The 21,331-nt window shown below is 51.5% G+C and carries 22 protein-coding genes and 1 pseudogene; 10 read left to right on the top strand and 13 right to left on the bottom strand.

The genetic code is table 11. The annotated features are described in order from the left end of the window. Positions 1–34: 34 nt before the first annotated feature. From GN277_RS15570 to GN277_RS15530, 9 genes and pseudogenes are all read left to right on the top strand, one after another. Complete coding sequence (locus tag GN277_RS15570) at positions 35–328, top strand: hypothetical protein (protein ID WP_159751807.1); 294 nt, start codon at positions 35–37, stop codon at positions 326–328. A gap of 238 nt (positions 329–566) precedes the next feature. Then, positions 567–1,577, top strand: coding sequence for a heat-inducible transcriptional repressor HrcA (gene hrcA / locus GN277_RS15565; RefSeq protein ID WP_159756814.1), 1,011 nt, complete (start codon positions 567–569; stop codon positions 1,575–1,577). Positions 1,578–1,593: 16 nt separating this feature from the next. After that, positions 1,594–2,286, top strand: a complete 693-nt coding sequence (gene grpE, locus GN277_RS15560) for a nucleotide exchange factor GrpE (protein ID WP_159751806.1) — start codon at positions 1,594–1,596, stop codon at positions 2,284–2,286. 94 nt (positions 2,287–2,380) lie between these two features. After that, on the top strand, positions 2,381–4,261 hold the full coding sequence (gene dnaK / locus GN277_RS15555; protein WP_159751805.1) for a molecular chaperone DnaK: 1,881 nt from the start codon (positions 2,381–2,383) through the stop codon (positions 4,259–4,261). 216 nt (positions 4,262–4,477) lie between these two features. Beyond that, positions 4,478–5,659, top strand: a complete 1,182-nt coding sequence (dnaJ, locus tag GN277_RS15550) for a molecular chaperone DnaJ (RefSeq protein WP_159751804.1) — start codon at positions 4,478–4,480, stop codon at positions 5,657–5,659. 66 nt (positions 5,660–5,725) lie between these two features. Beyond that, positions 5,726–6,982, top strand: a complete 1,257-nt coding sequence (locus GN277_RS15545; RefSeq protein ID WP_159751803.1) for a glycoside hydrolase family 10 protein — start codon at positions 5,726–5,728, stop codon at positions 6,980–6,982. A 121-nt stretch (positions 6,983–7,103) separates the two neighbouring features. Next, the gene (locus GN277_RS15540; protein ID WP_159751802.1) at positions 7,104–9,050 is read left to right on the top strand and encodes a methyl-accepting chemotaxis protein; all 1,947 of its coding nucleotides are present in this window, start codon (positions 7,104–7,106) and stop codon (positions 9,048–9,050) included. 5 nt (positions 9,051–9,055) lie between these two features. Next, positions 9,056–9,508: an FMN-binding protein gene (locus GN277_RS15535; protein WP_244324737.1), complete on the top strand. Its 453-nt coding sequence runs from the start codon at positions 9,056–9,058 to the stop codon at positions 9,506–9,508. A gap of 287 nt (positions 9,509–9,795) precedes the next feature. After that, a pseudogene (locus GN277_RS15530) lies at positions 9,796–12,045 on the top strand (SrtB-anchored collagen-binding adhesin); the annotation flags it as partial. Positions 12,046–12,085: 40 nt separating this feature from the next. Here the strand turns inward: GN277_RS15530 and GN277_RS15525 are convergent. The 3 genes from GN277_RS15525 to GN277_RS15515 all read right to left on the bottom strand — a co-directional run bounded on the left by GN277_RS15525 (position 12,086) and on the right by GN277_RS15515 (position 13,794). Continuing rightward, positions 12,086–13,129, bottom strand: coding sequence for an IS30 family transposase (locus GN277_RS15525; RefSeq protein ID WP_159751801.1), 1,044 nt, complete (start codon positions 13,127–13,129; stop codon positions 12,086–12,088). Positions 13,130–13,191: 62 nt separating this feature from the next. Next, on the bottom strand, positions 13,192–13,428 hold the full coding sequence (locus GN277_RS15520; RefSeq protein ID WP_159751800.1) for a helix-turn-helix domain-containing protein: 237 nt from the start codon (positions 13,426–13,428) through the stop codon (positions 13,192–13,194). A gap of 117 nt (positions 13,429–13,545) precedes the next feature. After that, positions 13,546–13,794 (bottom strand): helix-turn-helix domain-containing protein, encoded by a 249-nt coding sequence (locus GN277_RS15515; RefSeq protein WP_159751799.1) that lies wholly within the window; start codon positions 13,792–13,794, stop codon positions 13,546–13,548. Between the two features lie 142 nt (positions 13,795–13,936). On the opposite strand from GN277_RS15515, the gene GN277_RS15510 reads away from it, so the two are divergent. Further along, complete coding sequence (locus GN277_RS15510; protein WP_159751798.1) at positions 13,937–14,497, top strand: hypothetical protein; 561 nt, start codon at positions 13,937–13,939, stop codon at positions 14,495–14,497. A 93-nt stretch (positions 14,498–14,590) separates the two neighbouring features. Here the strand turns inward: GN277_RS15510 and GN277_RS15505 are convergent, their stop codons facing one another. The 10 genes from GN277_RS15505 to GN277_RS15460 all read right to left on the bottom strand — a co-directional run bounded on the left by GN277_RS15505 (position 14,591) and on the right by GN277_RS15460 (position 21,326). Then, positions 14,591–15,121 carry a hypothetical protein gene (locus GN277_RS15505; RefSeq protein ID WP_159751797.1) on the bottom strand — a complete coding sequence of 177 codons (531 nt, stop codon included), beginning with the start codon at positions 15,119–15,121 and terminating at the stop codon, positions 14,591–14,593. Between the two features lie 12 nt (positions 15,122–15,133). Beyond that, the gene (locus tag GN277_RS15500; protein ID WP_159751796.1) at positions 15,134–16,633 is read right to left on the bottom strand and encodes a GH25 family lysozyme; all 1,500 of its coding nucleotides are present in this window, start codon (positions 16,631–16,633) and stop codon (positions 15,134–15,136) included. A gap of 14 nt (positions 16,634–16,647) precedes the next feature. Then, positions 16,648–17,025 carry a hypothetical protein gene (locus GN277_RS15495; RefSeq protein ID WP_159751795.1) on the bottom strand — a complete coding sequence of 126 codons (378 nt, stop codon included), beginning with the start codon at positions 17,023–17,025 and terminating at the stop codon, positions 16,648–16,650. A gap of 14 nt (positions 17,026–17,039) precedes the next feature. Then, the gene (locus GN277_RS15490) at positions 17,040–17,396 is read right to left on the bottom strand and encodes a serine/threonine protein kinase (protein WP_159751794.1); all 357 of its coding nucleotides are present in this window, start codon (positions 17,394–17,396) and stop codon (positions 17,040–17,042) included. After that, positions 17,387–18,514 carry a reverse transcriptase/maturase family protein gene (locus GN277_RS15485; RefSeq protein ID WP_159751793.1) on the bottom strand — a complete coding sequence of 376 codons (1,128 nt, stop codon included), beginning with the start codon at positions 18,512–18,514 and terminating at the stop codon, positions 17,387–17,389. The genes GN277_RS15490 and GN277_RS15485 overlap by 10 nt, the downstream gene beginning before the upstream one ends. A 98-nt stretch (positions 18,515–18,612) precedes the next feature. After that, complete coding sequence (locus GN277_RS15480; RefSeq protein WP_159751792.1) at positions 18,613–18,894, bottom strand: hypothetical protein; 282 nt, start codon at positions 18,892–18,894, stop codon at positions 18,613–18,615. A 38-nt stretch (positions 18,895–18,932) separates the two neighbouring features. Continuing rightward, positions 18,933–19,277, bottom strand: a complete 345-nt coding sequence (gene avd / locus GN277_RS15475; protein WP_120478077.1) for a diversity-generating retroelement protein Avd — start codon at positions 19,275–19,277, stop codon at positions 18,933–18,935. 70 nt (positions 19,278–19,347) lie between these two features. Continuing rightward, entirely contained in the window at positions 19,348–20,481 is a 1,134-nt protein-coding gene (locus tag GN277_RS15470; protein WP_159751791.1) for an SUMF1/EgtB/PvdO family nonheme iron enzyme, read from the bottom strand. A gap of 18 nt (positions 20,482–20,499) precedes the next feature. Next, positions 20,500–20,898, bottom strand: coding sequence for a hypothetical protein (locus GN277_RS15465; protein WP_159751790.1), 399 nt, complete (start codon positions 20,896–20,898; stop codon positions 20,500–20,502). A gap of 2 nt (positions 20,899–20,900) precedes the next feature. After that, positions 20,901–21,326, bottom strand: coding sequence for a hypothetical protein (locus tag GN277_RS15460; RefSeq protein ID WP_159751789.1), 426 nt, complete (start codon positions 21,324–21,326; stop codon positions 20,901–20,903). Positions 21,327–21,331: the final 5 nt, after the last annotated feature.

The raw sequence follows: 21,331 nt of genomic DNA, 5'->3' as shown, positions 1-21,331 counted from the left end.
AAGGCGTTCTTAATATTTAGGAGGGAATATCAAGATGAAAGTGTATGATGCAGTAAAGAAAGTAGAAGTGGAAGTGGATGGAACCAAGGGGTTAATTGACATTATGAGGGATGGCCGCCAGGTAGACCTGTACCTGAAGGAGAAGAAGACGGATGCAGATGGTTATATGAGCTGGGATGTGGAGCACTGGTCCAGTATTGACGTTAAGAGATTCATCCGCTGCTATTCTCTGGAGGGACGAGTGCTGGGCGAGTCCACAGGACATAACATTTATGACCTGGAGAACGAGTTTAAGCCGGAGGAAGCCCAGAAGATTGAACTGAGTTAGTGAGTCTGGAATTGGGGATACATACGAAGCCTATATGAATAAGAAAATGTCCTGTGCCTGGGATAACCAGGGACGGGACTTTTTAAGTATAAAAAAAATATAAAGAGTGTTGACAAAAGAAATGGGGAGTGATACATTAGTAGTCGAAGATGTTAGCACTCAAAAATGTAGAGTGCTAACAGAAGAATCCGGAAGGAGGAGGTAGACAGTGACAGAACACGGTCTTAGTGACCGCAAGATGAAGATTCTGCATGCAATTATCAAGAATTATCTTGAGACGGGCGAGCCTGTGGGCTCCAGGACGATCTCCAAGTATACGGATTTAAATTTAAGCTCTGCGACGATTCGCAACGAGATGGCAGATCTGGAAGAACTGGGCTACATCATGCAGCCCCACACGTCGGCTGGCCGGATTCCTTCGGATAAGGGCTACAGGCTCTATGTAGATATGCTGATGGAGGAGAAGGAGCAGGAGCTCAATGAGATGCAGGAGCAGATGCTTGACAAGGCAGACCGGATGGAATTGCTTCTTAAGCAGGCGGCTAAGGTTCTGGCAAGCAACACGAACTATGCCACCATGGTTTCCACCCCCATGAATAACGCCAATAAGATTAAGTTCATTCAGTTATCCATGGTGGATGCGGAGCAGGTAATTGCGGTGATTGTCCTTGGAGGCAATGTGATTAAGAATAAGATTATTCCGGTGGAGGAAGCTCTTAGCAATGAGAATCTTTTGAAGCTGAATATGCTTTTGAACACAACGCTTAACGGCATGTCCATCGAGGAGATTAATCTGGGGCTGATTGCAAGACTAAAAGAGCAGGCAGGAATCCACAGCAGCGTAATTGGAAATGTATTGGATGCAGTTGCGGACGCGATACAGATTGATGAAGATATGCAGATTTACACAAGCGGTGCGACGAATATTTTTAAATATCCTGAGCTAAGCGATAATCAGAGCGCACAGGAGATCATTAATGCTTTCGAGGAGAAGCAGCAGTTGACTGAGCTGGTGACGCAGACGCTGGCGAAGGAGGATAATACGGGAATTCAGGTGTATATCGGAGACGAGACTCCGGTACAGAACATGAAAGATTGCAGTGTTGTTACTGCAACTTATGAATTAGGAGACGGTATGAAGGGAACGATAGGTATTATCGGGCCAAAGAGAATGGATTATGAACATGTATTAAAATCAATGAAAAGACTCCAGAACGAGTTGGATCAGATGTTTCATAAAAAAGAATAGAAAGGTGGAATAACCCTTGGAGAAGCAGAAGGAGAAAAGCCAGGAAGATATGGTAAAGGAAGCCGTAGAGGAAGCGAAGAAGGCGGCTGAGGAAGCGAAGGATTCCGAGGCAGAACCAAAGGACGGCTGTGAGGAACATGGACCCAAGAAGGATGAAGCTCAAGAGGGATGTGAGGACGAAGCAGAGGCCAGTGAAGATGACGGCGATACAGAAGCCGGAGAGAATGACCAAAAGTCTGGCAAGAAGTTTTTTGGCAAGAAGAATAAGAAGGATAAGAAGGATGAGAAGATCGATGAGCTGACAGACAGGCTCACCCGTCAGATGGCAGAGTTTGATAACTTCCGCAAGCGTACGGATAAGGAAAAATCCCAGATGTACGAGATTGGCGCGAAAGATATCATAGATAAGATTCTTCCGGTGGTTGACAATTTCGAGCGAGGGCTTGGGGCTGTCAAGGGGGAAGAAAAAGAGGATCCCTTTATTCAAGGGATGGAGAAGGTGTATAAGCAGTTAATGACCACGCTGGAGAGCGCCGGAGTCAAGCCGATTGAGGCGGTAGGCCAGGAATTCAATCCGGATTTCCACAATGCAGTGATGCATGTGGACGATGAGAATTTCGGTGAGAACATAGTAGCCGAGGAATTCCAGAAAGGTTACATGTACCGCGACTCTGTAGTGAGACACAGCATGGTAAAGGTGGCAAACTGACATTGAGCACTTGGCCAGGTATGATATAAGGCTAGTGAATCAAACAAACAACTTGTAAATCTTGTAAACAACAAATTAACAGGAGGAAATAAAAATGGGCAAAATCATAGGTATTGACTTAGGTACAACAAACAGTTGTGTGGCAGTTATGGAAGGCGGCCAGCCAGCGGTCATCGCGAATACAGAAGGAGCAAGAACCACACCGTCTGTAGTGGCATTTTCCAAGACGGGAGAGCGTCTGGTAGGCGAGCCGGCAAAGCGTCAGGCAGTAACCAACGCAGAGAGAACCATTTCTTCTATTAAGAGAGAGATGGGAAGCGATTACAGGGTAGCTATTGACGAGAAGAAGTATTCGCCTCAGGAGATTTCTGCTATGATCCTTCAGAAGTTGAAGGCAGACGCAGAAGGTTATCTGGGCGAGAAGGTAACAGAAGCGGTTATCACAGTACCGGCTTACTTCAACGATGCACAGCGCCAGGCAACCAAGGATGCAGGTAAGATTGCAGGTCTTGACGTGAAGCGTATTATTAACGAGCCTACGGCAGCGGCTCTTGCATATGGTCTTGACAATGAGAAGGAGCAGAAGATTATGGTCTATGACCTGGGAGGCGGTACGTTCGACGTTTCCATCATCGAGATTGGCGACGGCGTAATCGAGGTATTGTCTACAGCGGGAAATAACCGTCTTGGCGGCGACGACTTTGACCAGAAGCTTACAGACTATATGATTGCAGAATTCAAGAAGCAGGAGGGTGTGGACTTATCTACAGATAAGATGGCTCTTCAGAGATTAAGGGAAGCGGCAGAGAAGGCGAAAAAAGAGCTGTCTTCTGCCACTACAACCAATATTAACCTTCCGTTTATTACTGCTACGTCCGAAGGACCAAAGCATTTCGATATGAATCTGACAAGGGCGAAGTTCGACGAGCTGACCCACGACCTTGTTGAGAAGACGTCAGAGCCGGTAAAGAGAGCCCTTTCCGATGCGGGAATCAACGCCTCTGAGCTTGGTCAGGTATTGCTGGTAGGTGGCTCCACACGTATTCCGGCGGTACAGGAGGAAGTAAAGAGACTGACAGGCAAGGAGCCAAGCAAGTCTCTGAATCCGGATGAGTGTGTGGCTCTGGGCGCATCCGTACAGGGCGGTAAGCTTGCAGGAGACGCAGGCGCAGGAGACATCCTTCTTCTGGACGTAACTCCGCTGTCACTGTCAATCGAGACTATGGGCGGCGTAGCTACAAGACTGATTGAGAGAAATACAACCATCCCGACCAAAAAGAGCCAGATTTTCTCAACTGCGGCAGATAACCAGACAGCCGTTGATATCAATGTAGTACAGGGTGAGAGACAGTTTGCAAGAGATAATAAGTCCTTAGGACAGTTTAGACTGGATGGAATCGCACCGGCTCCCCGTGGAGTACCGCAGATTGAGGTTACCTTTGATATTGATGCAAATGGTATCGTAAACGTTTCCGCGAAGGATCTTGGCACAGGCAAAGAGCAGCACATTACGATTACGGCAGGCTCTAACATGTCCGATGAAGATATTGACAAGGCAGTAAAAGAAGCGGCGGCTTTCGAGGCGCAGGATAAGAAGCGTAAAGAGGGCATTGACGCTAAGAACGAGGCAGATTCCATGCTGTTCCAGACAGAGAAGGCATTAGGAGAGGTCGGAGATAAGATTGACGCATCAGACAAAGCAGAGGTAGAGGCAGACTGCAAGGCTCTGAAAGAGATTCTTGACAAGGTAAATATGGACGACATGACGGATGCCCAGATTGCTGAGATTAAGGCGGCAAAGGAGAAGTTAATGGGAAGCGCTCAGAAGGTATTTACCAAGATGTATGAGCAGGCAGGCGCAGCGGCGCAGGGCGCAGACCCCAACATGGGCGCAGGCCCGAATCCAGGAGCAGGTCCGGCGCCAGAGGGCTTCCAGGGCGATGATGTGGTAGACGGAGACTACAAAGAGGTTTAATTGGCAGGAAGAAGATTTCCCATAGATACATCTTTGCAGCAGAGTAGATTGATTCAGATATGATATGCGCAGGCAATTATGAGGAACAAAGGATACAGGGATGACCTGCAGGTTTCTCATAATTGTCTGTATACGGCGTTTATCTTCTGTATTCCATATATGAATAGGTTACATGCTGTCGGAGATTTTTTGTAAGTGGAAAGAAAGGGAGAAAGAATGGCAGAATCAAAGAGAGATTATTATGAGGTGCTGGGCGTCAGCAAGGACGCTGACGACGCAACTCTTAAAAAAGCATACAGACAGGTTGCCAAGAAATACCACCCTGACATGAATCCTGGAGATGCGGAGGCTGAGAAGAAGTTTAAAGAGGCTTCGGAGGCTTACGCGATTTTGAGCGATCCGGATAAACGGCGTCAGTATGACCAGTTCGGCCATGCAGCATTTGAAAGCGGCGCAGGCGGAGGAGGCTTTGGAGGCTTTGACTTCAGCGGCGCAGACTTTAGCGACATCTTTGGCGATATCTTCGGGGATCTGTTCGGGGGAGGCCGAAGGGGACGTGCAAGCCAAGGCCCTATGAAGGGCATGAATATCCGAAAGAGTGTTCGGATTACCTTCGAGGAGGCGGTATTTGGGTGCGAGAAAGAGCTGGATATGGTATTGAAGGACCCATGTTCCAAATGCAGCGGGACAGGGGCCAAGCCGGGAACATCACCGGAGACTTGTCCCAAGTGTGGAGGCAAAGGCCAGGTTGTGTACACACAGCAGTCCTTTTTTGGGATGGTTCAGAATGTCCAGACCTGTCCTGACTGCGGTGGAACGGGTAAGATTATCAGGGATAAATGTCCTGACTGCGGCGGAACGGGTTATACCTCCAACCGGAAGAAGATTGCGGTTACAATTCCTGCCGGAATCGACAATGGACAGAGTGTTCGGATTCGTGAAAAGGGTGAGCCGGGCGTAAACGGTGGCCCCAGAGGAGATCTTCTGGTGGAGGTTGTGGTTTCCAGACATCCTATTTTCCAGAGACAGGATATGCATATCTTTTCAACCGTACCGATTTCATTTGCCCAGGCAGCCCTTGGCGCAGATATTCGTGTTAAGACGGTGGACGGGGAAGTGCTCTATACCGTGAAACCGGCAACAAAGACGGATACCAAGGTGCGTTTAAAAGGCAAGGGAGTTCCGTCTGTCCGTAATTCGCAGGTGCGGGGCGACCATTATGTGACTCTGGTAATCCAGACGCCGGAGCATTTAAGCTCAGAGGCTAAGGAGGCTCTTAAAAGGTTTGACGAGTTGTCAGGCAATACGCTGAATATGGCTTCCAAAGAAAAAGAAACAAAGACGGGTAAGAAGAAAAGAGGTTTTATGGACAAAATGAAGGAGGCCTTTGATGATTAAGTTCATCAAAGGCTTTTTTGCGGAATAGAGTATAGATAAGATATGAGTTAGAAGGATATACAAAAAATGAAGAAATTAGAGAGAACATTGACTGAGATAGCCGTAAGCCTGTTGTTTGTGATTCTGGCAATGGTCCTGTTCGGTGTTCATGGGAAGAAGCCTGAAGAAAAACCTCCAAAGGAGGCTGTCATGAAGCGGGAAACAGACCGAGAGATGCGGGGTGTATGGGTGGCAAGCGTGGAGAACCTGGATTATCCCGCCATGCCCACCGCTTCGGCACAGGAATTGCGGGCCCAGGCAGACGCTGTTATGGACGGAGTGGGAAGGATGGGATTTAATACCATCTTTTTACAGGTTCGTCCCTGCTCGGATGCATTTTACCCGTCAAAAATCTATCCCTGGAGCCGCTATCTGACGGGTCAGCAGGGGACGGCGCCAGATTCAGAGTTTGACCCTCTGGAATATTGGGTCAGCGAAGCCCACAAACGAGGGCTTGAGCTGCACGCATGGCTTAACCCCTACCGGATTGCCAGGGATGCCGTCGAGTGGGAGAGCCTGGAGGAAAGCTCTCCTGCCAGGCAGCATCCTGATTGGGTGGTGCAGTATCAGGATGGATACTATTTTAACCCAGGCCTGCCGGAAGTACGTGAGCTGGTAACCGACGGAGTGATGGAGATTGTAGAAAATTACCAGGTGGACGGGATTCATCTGGATGATTATTTCTATCCAGGAGGAGATTTCAATGACGGAGCTTCTTATGCAGCTTACGGAGGAGATTTTCCGGATATCGGTGATTGGCGCCGGAACAACGTGAATCTTCTGGTAAATGGTTTGGATACGGCCATTCATGAGGCAGAGCCGGACATGGAGTTTGGCATTAGTCCCGCCGGAATCTGGGCAAGCAATACCATGCATCCGGAGGGAAGCGCAACCACCAGCAGTTTTTCTTCTTATTTTTCTCTCTATGCGGACAGCAGGACCTGGGTGAAGGAGGGATGGGTGGATTATATAGCCCCTCAGCTATACTGGGAGATGGGACATGCGACAGCAGATTTTTCGGCATTGCTTGGCTGGTGGTCGGCTGTGGCTAAGGAGGCCAAAGAAAAAGGCGTAAAGCTCTATGTGGGACTTGCCGACTATAAGACTGCGGAGGCAGGAGAGGACGGGAATAACCCCTGGTATGGCGGGGGTGAGATTGAAAGGCAGATGGAGGCGTGCAGCGTTGAGGATACGGTGAGCGGGACGATACATTTTCGTTATGGACTTATAGCGAATTGCCCTTCCATACAGCAGGTGTTGGGGAAGGCTTATTCAGAACACTAGATTTTGTATTTCTGGCTTTACATATTAGGGGGCTGTTGCTATAATGATATAATGATGCAGTGGTAAAAATCGGTAAATCCGTGTCGGCTGCAAAGAGTATATTTATGCGGAGGAAGGAAGCGTGAAAAAGAGTATCAATAAAAAAATAGTGGCGAACACAACTGCTATTGTCGTTGTCCTGGCTGTGATTCTTGTTATAGTTATGGCATTGTCTATGAAGGTACTTACGAGAGAAATTATGGCAGATGTGCTTCCGTCTACGACGAAGATGGCTTCACAGAGCATTGAGTCCAACATGCATATGCTGGCGGACCGAATCTTTATGATCAGCGACAGGGTGGCAATCAGGAACCCTGACAGCACGAAGAAGGAAAAGAAGGAGGCTCTTGATGACGCGCAGTCAGGGATTGAGTTTATCTGGCTTGGGCTTTATAAGGCTGACGGCTCTCTCTATCTGGGAGACGAGAAATGTCCTTCGTCGATTGCGGACAGGGAATTGTATTCGCTGCTTCAGGAGACCCAGAATCTTGCGGTGGATGATGTAGATTCGTCAGAAGGAGAACTGGAGCTTGCTATGGGAATCCCTGTGACGGCAGACGACGAGCTGCTCTATTATCTGGTTGGAAGTTATAAGTACGACGTGCTGAATGATGTACTGAGCAATATTAACCTCAGTGCAAACGGGACCGCTTATATTGTAAACTGGGAAGGCGAGATCATGGGTTGCCGGAATAAGGATCTTGTCAGGAGTCAGGAAGGGCTTGAGAAGGTGACAGGGTTTACTGGGATTAAAGATCAGGTGACGACAAAGGAGACGGGCGTACTCACCATGGGTAAGTCATTAGATGCAGCTTTTATCAGTCACGCGCCTATTAACGGAACCAGATGGTATCTGACGGTAATCGTTCCCCAGAGGGATTTCATGGGGCCGGCTAATACTGGAATCCTGCTCAGTATTGGGATTACTTGTGTGCTGCTGGTACTGGCAGGCATATATACCTTACATTTTTCTTCCAGGATTCAGAGGTCCCTTAAGGGAGTGACGAATAGAATTGAGCTTTTGGCCCAGGGAGATTTGACGACCCCGACGGAGGTTATCAAGACCAACGACGAGACGGAGATTCTTTCCAGCGCTTTGAGCGATACGGTGGACAGCGTCAACGGGTACATATCAGAACTGTCCCATATTCTGGAGAATATGTCCGGCGGCAATTTCCAGGTGGACGTAAGAGGTGATTTTGAGGGAGACTTCGTCATAATGAAGGAGTCGTTGAATAAGATTATTGACGCCCTTAATAGGATGTTAAAATCAATTAAGAGCTCCTCAAAGGAGGTGCTTTCCACAGCAGGAGTTGTTTCAGAGAGCGCACAGCAGGTACACCACGGGTCAACGGAGCAGTCGGAATCTCTAAATGTATTGTCCCAGGAGACGACAGCGATTGAGCAGAATATTCTGGATGTGGATGAGAATACAAGGATGGTGGGAAGTCTGATGGAGACAACCCAGGGTCACATGGAGACAGGCGGCAATTATATGAAGAATCTGCTTTTGGCCATGGAGGATATTGACCGGAATTCGGTGGAGATTACGAAGATTAATAAATTCTTGGAGGACATTTCCTTCCAGACTAATATCCTGGCGCTGAATGCGTCGGTGGAGGCTGCAAGGGCAGGAGAGTCAGGCAGGGGCTTTGCCATTGTGGCGGAGGAGGTAGGAAATCTTGCCGCCCAGAGCGCAGAATCTGCCAAACGAACCTCCGGTATGATTGACAGCTCACTTAGGGCTGTGAAACGAGGAACAGAGTACGCAAACAAGGTAGCGGAATCCTTCCGTGACATCGGGGAGATTGCAGACCAGATTTCCAAGATTACAGAACAGCTTGCAGAGAATGTAACGGTTCAGAAGCATTCCCTTGGCAATATGACTGGTCAGATTAGTCAGATTAGAGACGTAGCGCAGCAGAATTTGAACGCAAGCTATGAGAGCACCACGGCCAGTGAGAAATTGAATCAGCAGGCACAGCAGCTTCAGGAGATTTCAGGCAGTTTCAGGTTAAGGGAGGAGTGAGCGGCATGTGGAAAAAGAGGATAATGGTTCTGCTGTTCTGTATGTGTATGGGAATTTTGGCGGTTTCCTGTAAAAAGGAGGAAGGACTTAAGGACGGATATTATACGGCGGAGATGTCGGATTACAGTCATGGATGGAAGGAGTATGTAACCATCTGCGTGATGGAGAATAAGATTGTTTCCGTGGAGTATAATGCGGAGAATGCAAGCGGCTTCATCAAATCTTGGGATATTGCCTATATGAAGAATATGAATGGGATTACGGGAACTTATCCCAATAAGTATACGCGGGAATATGCGGCTCAGCTTCTTGAGAACCAGGGAAACGGAGATATAGATGCAGTAAGCGGCGCAAGCACATCAGGGAAGAATTTTGTAAGGCTGGCGTCTGCGGTTCTTGAAAGAGCGCAGAATGGGGACCCTACGGTTGCCATTGTGGAGTCGGAGAAGGAAGAATAAAATTTCACAAATGCTTTTCAAAAGACAGGATACACCAAGTCCTGTCTTTTTGCATACTATAGTACAAAAAGTATAGGAGTAAGTGTATGGCTTATTCAATTATGTTGGATGCGGGTCATGGAGGTTGTAGATAACGCAAGTGATGAAAACAACGAAAATACAAGGAGAAAGGCAACTGTTGTACCTATTAAAATAGAATATGTGTGAGAGGACAAGCCTTTCAGTAATGTAGACGTTCAGAAATGAGCGTCTATTTTTATACCCAAAATGAAAGGAGCATTAGATTTATGAAAAAGACATGGAAACGATTGTGTACGGGCTTCTTAGCTCTTGCAACTGTCGTTACTGCTTTACCGACTACACCCGTCCATGCAGAAAGCAAGCAATACTGGACGGAAAGTGCGGAGCGTGTCGGTATCATTGAAAAAGTAATGAATGACGGTTCTATTGGTTCGACATTCAATGAGGGCTATATGAAAGTCGAGGGCGAAACTGCCTATTGTATTGACATCAATACAGATTTTAAGAACGGCTATAAGACCAGAGCTGACGCAAGCTCACGCATGAGTGCCGACCAGATTTCAGATGTGGCGTTATCCTTAGAGTATGTCAAACAGTATGGCGAAGCTCACAAGGAATTGAACTATAAACAAGTCTATTTGTTGGAACAATGTGTTGTCTGGCAGAGATTGAGCGTACATCTTGGCTGGCAATGTGATAACGTGCGAGCTTCTTATGATGAAATACCAAAGGCAACGCAGTACGAAGTTTTCTCTAGTGCGAAAGCCTTTGTCAAAGAGAATAAAGGACGCTATGAATGTGGCGGTTATATCTACTCTGGCGAGGGGCAGGAATTAGGACAATTCTGGGCGAAGCTGAATATTGGAAATGCGAAACTGCAAAAGGTTTCCAGTAATACCAGCATTACCGACGGTAACGGAAATTACTCTATCGCTGGTGCGACCTATGGTGTCTTTTCTGATAAGGACTGCACGAAACAGCTTGCCACCCTTACGACCGATGAAAACGGAAATACAGATATTGTAGAGGTAAAAGCAGGCACAGTCTATATCAAGGAATTATCCGCACCAGCAGGATATAAAGTGGATAAAACTGTATATTCCTTGAAGGTTGAAGCTGGAAAGACAGCGACTTTGAACGTATCTGATACGCCAAAAGTAACAGACACTTTGATTGAGCTTTTCAAGATTGATATGGAAACACAGAAAGACAATCCGCAGGGGAACGCTTCTCTAGCAGGTGCGGAATTTACATGGAAGTATTATGCTGGCTTCTACAATAAAGGAAATCTCCCTGCCGAAGCTACTCGTACATGGGTTACAAAGACAATCGCCGAAACAGACAGCGACGGGACAACTCATTACATCACAAAATTAGCGGACACATACAAAGTATCTGGCGACAGCTTCTATATGCAGGACGGAAAAGCCGTTCTTCCACTTGGAACGCTAACCGTTGAAGAAACAAAAGCTCCAAACGGCTACTTGTTAGAGGGTGCATATATGCAAGCTGGCGATAAGTCCGAACAGATTAAGGGCTTATATGTAACACAGATTACCGAGGACGGCGACCTTGCCGTACTATCTGGAAGTAACCAGTTTTCCGTATCAGATAAAGTTATCCGTGGCGGTGTCAAAATTCAGAAACGAGATTTAGAAACGGGCGATACAAAGCCACAAGGAAGTGCCACTTTGAAAGATACTGCTTTTGACATCATTTCCTTAAATGATAATTCTGTTTTGGTTGAGGGCAAGCTATACAAGAAAAATGAAGTGGTAAAGACAATTCGTACAGATATTGAGGGTGTCGCTTCTACTTCTGCTGACCTCTTACCTTATGGAAAATTCCGTATCGTTGAAAGTGAAGCTCCCGACGGTTACTTAACTGACGGTGCAAAAACGATTGATTTTACAATCACAGAAAATGGAAAAATCGTGGACTTAACCGACGAAGCCCATTCTATCTATAATCAGATTAAGCGTGGAGATATTGAGGGCGTGAAAATCGGTGCAGGCACACACAAGCGTCTTGCTGATGTTCCTTTTAGGATCACAAGCAAGACAACGGGCGAAAATCATGTAGTGGTAACTGATGATAACGGGCAATTCTCCACTTCTGCTGACTGGGCTTCTCATAAGCACAATACCAACGCAGGAAAGACCAGCGAGGACGGTGTGTGGTTTGGAACTTCTGAACCAGACGACAGCAAGGGTGCATTACCTTATGATACCTACATCATTGAAGAATTACGCTCTGATAGTAACAAAGGCTTTGAGCTTATCCCACCTTTTGAAATCGTGGTATCAAGAAATAATCTTGTGATTGATTTAGGGACTTTGACTGATGAATACGAAAAAGAAATCTCTATCCATACCACAGCGACCAGCAAAGACGGCGAAAAGACTATCCTTGCAGGAAAAGAGATTACGATTGTTGATACTGTAAAATTGGACGGACTTACAAAAGGCACAAAATACCAGCTCAAAGGCTGGCAGATGTTAAAGGAAGAAAACGCGGCAAATGTCAAGAGTAAATGCGAAAAAAATATAAAAAATTTTAAGCGGCCCCCAAAATAGCCGATAAATGCGCCTGAAATAGCCGATCCGCGGTCATATAGCCGAGGATTTTCCGCGGGTAGTTATTGATCCAGACGGTGACAGCTTCGATCACTTCGTCGGCGATCTCGTCAAAGTTCGTCCCCTTCGGCAGCCAGCGCCGGATCATCTTGTTGAGGTTCTCGTTGCTGCCGCGCTCGTATGAGCTGTACGGGTGGCAGTAGTAGAGCTTAGTCCGTGAGCCGTCGCCCAGAGCGCTGCGCTCCATACTGGGACAGTCGGCAAACTCGCTCCCATTGTCCACGGTGATTGTCTGGAATACCAGCGGGAACTTGTCGCCCCACTCGCGCTCCAGATTGTCGAGGGCCTGCACCACGCTGGCCGCGCTTTTGTCTGGGAGCTTGGCTGTGATTTCTTCGCGGGTGAGCCGTTCGGTGAGCACCAGAATGGCAGCCTTGCCCGGTCTGGCACTCACTACGGTGTCCATTTCCCAGTGCCCGAAGGTGGATCGCTCGTCGATTTCCTCCGGGCGCTTTTCTATGCTCTCACCCTTCGGCGGGCGTTTCTGCGCTTTCACTTTATGATATGCGCGTTTTTTATCACCCTTTTGTGGGAGGCTGCCATTCGTGAGCCGCAGAAAAACGCCCTTTTCTATGTAGCTGTATAGGGTGTTGACGCTGATCGAAGTCTTGAAGCTCATTCCGTTGGCCTCGATTTCGCCCAGAACGGCAGCAGGCGAGAGCTTGTCGTCAGCGATCCGGCGTTCTATATACTCGGCCAGCTCGTGATCCTTGCCGAGCTTTATGTCCGCGCCCTTCGCTGCGAGGTTGGCGCGGTATTTCATTTCGCCGAGGTCTGAGCTGTACCGGGTTTCTTCTGTGTAGTCACTGTTCCGGTGCTGATACTCTCCACGCTTCTTTTCGCGGTATATTGTGGAAATATGGACGCCGAGGATCTCCGCGATCTCTTTCGGTGTCTTTTTGTCCCTTAAATGGGCCTCCATGCGGAGTCGGTCGGTTTTACTTAAATGTTTGAAGCGTCTCATGCTTATGCCCTCCATAAATAAAAATAAGGGAGCAGCCGTAGCCGCTCCCGCTTTCCTGTCCCTTAATCATTTTCTTGCAGCGTGCGTTTGAGTATGATATACATTTCCCGCGCAAGCTGTTTTTCGTCGTCGTATGGAGTCAGGGCCCGGATCAATTTTATGGCGTTTAAGAATGTGATATTTTCCAGCTTAGTGTCCCCGGCCTCTAATTTCTGCACCCACCTGATATTTACGCCGATCTGCTCGGCCAACTGCTTTTGTGTCAGCCCTTTGTCTTTTCTCATTTCTTTGATATTCATAGCGTATCACCTCCAAAATGCGCCTTTATCGGCGTGTTTATATAATACGCCTTTATCGGCGTATTGTCAAGCACGTTTCGCATTTTTTCGCAAATAAAAAAGGACGGTTCCCCGTCCTCATTCATCAGCAGGCAGCAGCTCGCAAATTTGCACGTTTAGCACCTTCGAGAAGTAGAGCAGCTCGAAGTCTGGCACGACGCGCTCGCCGGTTTCGATCCGGCTTATTGCCTTTTGGTTCAGGTTCAGCCCGGCGAGCTGGAGCTGGGCCGCGAGTTCTTCCTGAGATAGTCCGGCAGCCTCCCGGCGTTCCTTTATTTTTTGGCCGGAGGCGTTGGCTCTGCCGTCGGTGTATTTGTATAGTTTCATGGCGTTGCGCCTCCTTTTTTATCCCAAAGATAGGTAGACAGCATATTGACTTTAGCATGATTCATCGTCTATAATTATCCCAAACATGACTAACGCGAAAAAACGCAAATAAAAAAGTCATGGAAATGGAGGTTTAATTTACATGAGTAAATCAGAGAAAAAAGCCGGGCCGGGCGAGGGAAAAAACGGCAAAAAGAAGTGGATCATTGTTGGCGTTGTGGCTGTTTTGGTGCTGGCCGCTGCCGTTGGAGGGAATAAGGGCAGCGATCAGACGGCGGGCACTCCGAGCTCGGAGCCGCCCACTCAGGCAAGCGCCCCGGCAGAGTCGGAGCCGTCCGCAGCAGAGCCGGAGCCGAACACGAGCGCGAAGGTGGATGCGCTGGCACGCGAGGCGAAGGACTCCGTGGCAGGGGACGTCACGGAGGAAATGAGGGACGAGGCCGTGGCGTTCATTGTAGAGCATTACCCTGATTATTACGGCGATAATGAGACAATGGAGCGGGCCATGTTCTACGGCTTCTGGCTGGAGTACGCATACGACGGCGACGAAGGGGCCCGTAATTATTACAATCTCGGCATGGATATGGAGCAGGCCGTGAAGTATGTGTACCGCGGAGCAGAAAAGGCAGAGGACGAGGCGACGAAGGAAAACCTCACCCAGATCAAAGAGTCGCTCGAAGCAATCGGGCAGACGGTCGAATAAGGCGCATTGAGACGCAAAAGAGGCCCGGAGGGTAAAACACCCGCCGAGCCTTTTTCGTTGCTCTGGGAGCTTGTGTGAAGCTCTCAGGGCCTTTTATTCTGCTGTCGCCTCCGGCGCTGCTGCTGGTACGGCTTCGGCCGCGATCTGCTGCACGGCCGTGGCTGCGATCGTAGTTGCTACGCTTGCAGCTGTCGCCGCTGCGGTTGTCGCTGCGGTTTTGTCAGCCTCCGGCGTCTTGATTTCGCGGCATACCTGCTCGATCTTGGTTTCCACCCATGCGTCAAAGTCGCCGTAAATCTCGCCCAGCGCATTGACGGCAGCGTCGCCGAGGATCTCCAGTGTCTTGTCCTTGGCCTTGTTGAAGGCTTCGATCTGTTTCTCCTTGGTGAATTTGCCCTCAGCTTTCAGCGCGTCGGTGAAGGTCTGGGCCGTATAGGTGACGGCCTGCGCCACCGCGTCGGCCGCCATGTTCATGTACTTGGCCGCGGTTTCGTTGTCGAGCTCCTTCTCGATCTGGGCGGTACGCTTTTTCAGCAGCGCCACCAGATAGGCCCCGCCCGTTGTAATGAGCAGGCAGAGGACAGGCACGCAAGCGTTCACGATCTGCTGCATTGTTTCATTCATGGCGATCCCTCCTTAGATTAGTTTATTGACAATTTGCTGCACGGCTGCGTAGTTGTAGCCCGCTGCTTCCAGCCGCTTTCTGCGGTCGGCTCCGTTGCCCCATTTACCCGCGATCACTTCCTTGGCGATCTCGGTGTTGGACTTTTTGGCCTTCTGGCCGGAGAGCTTCGCATTGACGGCGCTCTGCACGGCGTCGTAGTCATACCCGGCCGCGGTGAGGCGGCTCTTGCGGTCGGGCCCGTTTCCCCACTTGCCAGCCAGTACCTCGTCTGCCAGCTGCGCCACGGTCTTTTTGCCGGTGCTCCCTGCGGGTTTGCTGCCGGTGTTTCCAGAGCTGGCCGCACCGCCCTTGAATTTCGGCAGGCCATAGCCGCGAATATACCGGCCATTCACCTGCATGGTGCGGCGGCCCACGGCGTCGCTCATGTTGCCCTCGATCACCTTCATGGTGGAGCCGCTCACGCTTTCCACAATGCCGACGTGATCCGGCCAGCCGGTATTGTCACCCGCGCCGGAGTCGTCCCAGTCGTAGAAGATAACATCACCGGGCTGCGGGGTGTGGGCGTCGTTTTCCTGCCATGCGCCGAGCTTCTGGAAAAGCTGGATCATTTGCCCGCACCCGCACTCGGTCGGGATAATGTCGGTCAGGCCGCACTTGATCGCCATGGCAGACACGAAGGTGGCGCACCATGCGTCCGTATATTTCACGGCGTAGCCTCTGGCGAGGGGCTTGTGTCCGTTGTAAATGTCAATGATCTGGCGGTGGCTCCCGTCTGCTTCCTTGCAGCCGATAAAAGACGCCGCCGTGTTTACAAATTTCTGTCTGTCGCTCATATTGCCTCCTTCCTGCTTTCCGGGTGCTGCCGTGCTCCCGGTGTAGCCGTTGAGCTTGTTTTTCTTGATCTCCGCCTCATAGTCCACAAAAGCGGTGTCCATGTCTACGTCGCCGGAGATACCGGCCACGCGGCCCTTGCTGGAGCTCTGCCACATGTTGAAGGCGTGGCCCGTATAAGTGGGCGAGGCCGTCCACTGGGCCAGCCAGAAGTCGAAGCGGGCGAGCGCCTGCATGTCCAGACGATTGCGGGCCCAGTCTGCATTACAGTAAAAGCTCGCATAATAGCCCGCAGCCTCCAGCGCGGAGCAGAACGCCGTCACCATGTCCGTGAGGGTTTTCTTTCCGAGCCCTGCCTGCGTCTTGTCCTCAATATCGAAGGCGATCGGGTAGAGGATCCGGCCCTTATACCGGGCGAGCTGCTGGATCGCAAACGCCGCCTCCTTCTTTGCGCCCTCTACATTCAGGGCGTAACTGTAAAAATAGCAGCCGACGGCGATCCCGTTCGCAAGAGCGCCCTCGACGTTTTTCTGGTAGAAGTTATCGACGCCGCAGGCTGCGCCGTTCTTCCCTCCATAGCCGAGCCGGATCATGGCAAACTTTACGCCGTCCCCGGCTACCTTGGCCCAGTCGATCGCTCCCTGCCACTTGGAAACGTCGATCCCTTTGATTTTTTCCATAGTGCTGTTACCTCCTATGTGTCGAAGTTGTGCGCCTCCGGCTGTACGCCAGACAGCGCCATGAGCTTGATTTTGTTCTCGGCCTTGGCTTTCGTGTAATAGAAGCCGGTCGCGCTCGCCATTTCAGCGAACACGGCCGGTATCAGGTAGGCCAGCGCCGAGGTGTCCATGGTGAGCCAGATCACGCGGCAGGAAAAGACGGTGATCGCTATGGTGACGATACTCACGCCCAGAAAAATGAGCTTTGAAAACTCCACTTTTTTCTTCTCTGCTGCAGCAGCTCTTAGCTGCCGGATCTGTTTCCTGAGCCGCCGGTTTTCCTCTTTGAGCTGCTCGATCTGTATCTGCGGATCCTCGGCTGTGGATCCCGTTGTTTCGTATTCTCCGCGCATGGTTTCCACCTCCCTTAGTCAAACAGTGCGCCGATCCCCTGCTCGGTCAAAAAGTCCTTTTGTTCGTGCTTTACCTTTGCCGCATATTCCAGCGCGGCGTGCATGTCGCCATTACAGTGAGCGTCGGGGATCCGCTGCACGGCCTTGGCGGTTGCCTCGCCGAGAGCGATCGCGGCTCCGATACCCTGCACCAGAAAAAGCTCTTGCTGCTCGCGCAGCTTTTCGCGCTTTTCTTCATTCTCCCGGCGCTGCTTTTCCTCGTCCTCTTGTTTTTTCGCCCGCTTCTGGAGTCTCTGCTCGATCAGCCAGAAACAGAAGCCCGTCAGCGCCGAGGGTATGCTGGCGGCGATAATGATTGCTGTTACGTCCATGTGTTCACCTCCTGAGACAGATCGCTGTCTCTCCGTTTGAAAATGATGTTTTTCTCGATCCACTTCTGGAGCCCGTGGGTGGTACAATGTCCCAGCATACCGAAGTAGCTTTGCATGGTTGCGTCCACCGCGTCGAAGTCTATCAGCCCCGCCTCGTATTCCTTGGCTATGTACCGCATACGGGCCTTCATTTTCTTGACGGCCTGCGGCGTTGGCTTTCGCCTGCCCGGATAGATCCGGCAGCCCACAAACGTGATACCGCGGCAGACGAGGCCGATCGCGGTCTTGCTGTTTAAGTCGAGGTGCAGCACGTTGTTGAGGTAGTCCTCTATAAGCTGCCGCCACTCGTTCAGCGTTTTGGCGTCTTGGTGCAGCAGCACCATGTCGTCCATGTACCGGACGTAGTAGTGGGCCCGGAGCTCGTGCTTGATGTACTGATCCAGCTCATTGAGGCAGACGTTCGCAAGCAGCTGGCTGGTGAGGTTGCCGATCGGCATACCTACCTCGAATAGCCGCTCGGACGGCGGCACCTCGTCGGCGCTTTTGCCCGGAGGCAGGCCGAACGGCGTATGATCGCAGCATACGATCACGCGCATGAGCCAGAGAAAACCGTCCTCGCCCGGATATTTTCGCGCTAAAATACCGAGCAGAACATTGTGATCCACTCGGTAAAAATATTTTGAAATATCCAGTTTTAAGTAGTGCCAGCGCGGGCCCGGTTTCCTGTCCACCTGCTCGGCCCAGTATTGCAGCCGGTCGGCTGCTCTGGTGGTTCCTTTGCCGACGCGGCAGCCGTATGAGTGGTAGATCATGCCGTTGTCGAGCTCTTGGTTTACTTGCAGATATATGGCCCACTGTACGACGCGATCGCGGAAGCCCAGCGCCATAATGAGGCGGCGCTTCGGCTCCGAGACGTAGAACTGCCGGTACCGTCCCACGGTGTAGGTGCGCCACATGAGGTCGTTCTGTATGCCGATCAGGCTTTCCTCCAGATTGGCCGAGAAGGCCACCACGTCGCTGCGGTACCACTTTTCGCTTGCTGCCTCGTGGTATGCGTTCAGCAGGTTCTCCCACGAGTATATTCGCTCCAGAAGGGAGGGCCGGTTTGCTGTTTCCATGTCCTCACTCCTTTAATGTCAAAATAATGGCCCGCGTGTGACACTCCTTGGCGCGTCCGTTCCACTATGGCCGCCACACCATAGGATCCCGGCCGCCTTCACCCGCTTACGAGGGAACGGCCAGCCTCCGCGGTTTGCCCGCCGCCTCTGGCGACTTTCGCCAGCAGGCCGCGCGAGCGTTGATCTTTGGCCTTGTCGGCCGGGAAATGCGTCCCTTTTGCCTTGCTGTTTCTGCTGAGCCGTAGCCCGCAGACAATAACGAATAAGGCGAGAGCGGAGCGGAAGCCCACGTTCCAGTTCACATTCGCGCGGGAGTTGTTGCCGTTGAAGTAGAACACACCAGCGTTCGCACCGTTGTTCCAGTTGCCCCCGCGGATCACGCAGCGCCTCCTTTTTTCTCGACACATTCCCCACGGGCTCACTCGTTCGACTTTTTCCAGCCGCCGAGCATACGCCCGATTTCATTCAGTTCTTTGCTCCAGACTTCGTGAAGCCCCGGAGAGATCAGCCGATCCTCCGGCGAGACTGCCGTGTCCACCAGAGTGCGCAGCACGTCCAGCTTCGTGTCCATTTTGTTCTGGAGCTCCAGCCGTCGGTTGCCCCGTGAACGGTTGGCCTCAATGCAGAGCTCCAGCATTTCCGCGTAGGCGTTCGTCATGTGCTTGCGGTACTCGAATTTCTCCGGCCGTCTCATATTTTGGGTGCGCTCGGCCACCCGGATCATGCTCCGGGCGATACGCTGGCGCAGCTCTAAATTGTCCATACTTACTCCTTAAAAGCGGAGGGCGGCCCTTGGGTGGGGGCCGCCCTTGCCAGATTTTCAGATTGCCAGATTACCCGATATTCGGGATATAAGCGGAGCGGAAGCCCACGTCCCAGGGCACAATCGCGCGGGAGGGGCTGCCGGAGAAGGAGAACACACCAGCGGACGCACCGTTGTCCCAGGCGCCCCCGCGGATCACGCAGCGCTCGGCTACGCCGTTATTCAGCCAGTAGTAGTCGCCCTCGTAGCTGGCCTCGGTGGTTCCCTCGTCAGGCAGCAGAGCCAGAGAACGCAGCAGCACCTTGGTGGCCGCGCCGATCGCAGCGGTGCAGGTGACGTTTGCAAAGAGGCAGCTCCGGCTCTGGTCTGCGAGACTGGAAATGGTGGTGCTGTATGTCCACTTGCCGCTCACATAGTCCAGCTTCACGGTATTGCCGGAGAGCTTCGCAGAGCCGGAAACGGTACACTCAGGCTCCACCAGAGAGCCGTCGGCGGCGTTGATTGCCTTCCAGCATACGCTCGTCTCGTTCTGCGGGTTGTCAGGATCCGCGGCGTCGTTGTTGGCAAGGATCTGGAGCTCGCCCCATACGAAGCGGATCCCCGCCTGCCATTCCCACACGTTACCGTTCAGATCCCAGATCCCGCCCAATGTCTTGTCGTGGCTCCATGTGAGCGGGCCGGTGCCAGTTGCTACGCGGCCGGTGCGGGTGACGCTGTTTTCGGTGTATTTATGGAGCGGGATCGCCTTGTAGTTGCTTTCTCTGGTGTCCTTGCCGTAGTTGTTGTTGCCGTAGGGCATGAAGCCGTTCTTTTTGCACCAGAGGGCGATTGCGGCCCACTCTGCATTAGTGGAGAGGTGCCAGCCGTGGCCTTTGGCTTCGCAGCGAGCGCGGGCGGTGTCAAAGTTAATATCATGCGCCGGATCCTCGCCGGGCAGGCTGTACGCCGCCGTCACGTTGTAGCCCTCGGTGTTGGTGACAGCGTGGACGACGTTCTGGTATTTGGAGTAGTAGAAGCCGGGGATCTGGACGCCGTTCACGATAAAGGCGGGGTGGGTGGAGTCGTTGCCGCCGGTCAGCACGTCGCTGTTCTTAAATGCAGGGATATACACCAGCACGGAGGGGAGATCGGTGTCGTCTACCTCGATCGTGTTGTTCGGGCACACGCTTTTGAGTGCCAGCATGGAAAGATCAAAATTTGCCATTGTCATGTCCTCCTTGTCTTATTCAATGCTCCAGAGAATAACGGTCACGTCGCCCATGTCGAGCGGGTTCTTGTCTCTCTGTACGGTGGTTTTCTGGTTCATGCCGTCGCCGTTCTCGGCGGCGTCCTCAGCCGCCGGAGCCTCTGCGGGTTCCTCTGCCTCGATCTCCGTCTCGGTATAGGTTGCGGCGGGGATCTTTACCTGCGCCACATAGCGCAGCCCGGAGCCGGTGCCGATCGTCAGGTTGTCGGACTTATCGCGGCAGACGTCCACCTCCACGTCCCAGTCCTTCTGGTACTTGGCAGCGTTCAGCATGAGCTCGTCGTCGCCGAAGATCAGGCGGGTGCCGCTCTGCTCGAAGTCGATTTTCTGGCCCGCGTTCTTTTCGATCACGGTCACTTTGTTGGTTTTTGCCATGGTTACATTCCTCCTTTAATTCTCAGTTTAATGGTGGCGCTTTTGGCGCTGCCGTCGTAGGCTACCTTGAAGCCATTCAGCATACGATCGAAGATCCTCACCTCGCCGACGTTGCCCTCGTGGTCGGCGATCTCTGCCTCCACGGTGTAGTCCGCGAAGTTTCTCACGGTGCTGAGGGCGATCGTCTGGGTGGAGCTGTTGAACGGGTAACGCTGGGTGTTGGTGAGCGTGACCGTCTTTTCCTCCGTCGCCACCTGATCGGCCGTGAGTGAGCTCTGGATCACCAGCAGGGCCGCCGCCAGATGTGCGTCGCTTATGCCGTGCTCCATGTTGTTGAAGTGCCCGGCGCTCTGGTCGGTTCCTTCCTGAATGAGCTCGCCGGTGTCAATGTCTTTCACTTCGTCGAGCCATTGGGTATTTCTGTACATGCGTT

It is taken from the genome of Sporofaciens musculi (assembly GCF_009830285.1).
Taxonomy (GTDB): domain Bacteria; phylum Bacillota; class Clostridia; order Lachnospirales; family Lachnospiraceae; genus Sporofaciens; species Sporofaciens musculi.
Note: the sequence above shows the minus strand (reverse complement) of the source record. Positions and strands in the feature narration are given on the sequence as shown.